The sequence below is a fragment of the Bacillus cereus genome (assembly GCF_002564555.1).
In the GTDB taxonomy this organism is placed as follows: Bacteria; Bacillota; Bacilli; order Bacillales; family Bacillaceae_G; genus Bacillus_A; species Bacillus_A cereus_K.
Map to the genome: position 1 here is coordinate 1 of NZ_NUVD01000043.1, position 452 is coordinate 452.

The window sequence follows — 452 nt, forward strand, 5'->3', positions numbered from 1 at the left end:
ACTTCATACTTGTATGCCTTGCCTTCTGCATCATATGCTGCTAAACCTTTGAATTCATATTTCCAACCTGTTGCTTTGCTTACTTCTTGCGTCGCAATCACTGTACCATTTTGTAAAAGGTCTACTTTAATCATTTCCGGACGATCTGTTGCGTTATCATCTTTCCATGTCTTCGTTCCTTCTACTTTTGTTTGACCTACTTTTGTATTTGTGATGTCAGTACCATTTACCTTGGATTCATATCCTGGTACTGGCTGTTCTTTCACTGTATATTCGTAAGCCTTACCTTCCGCATCATATGCTGCTAAATCTGCGAATATATATTTCCAACCCATTACTGCGAATACGTCTTGTGTTTGAATCACGTTCCCGTTTTGTAGTAAGTCTACTTTGATCATTGTTGGACGGTCTGTTGCATTTCCGTCGTTCCATGCCTTCGTTCCTTCTACTTT

1 protein-coding gene is annotated in these 452 nt (G+C 39.6%); it reads right to left on the minus strand.

Annotated features, from left to right (window positions below):
* Positions 1-452, minus strand: a 452-nt coding sequence (locus COI75_RS17085; protein ID WP_141535127.1) for a Cna B-type domain-containing protein, incomplete at both ends; no start/stop codon positions are given.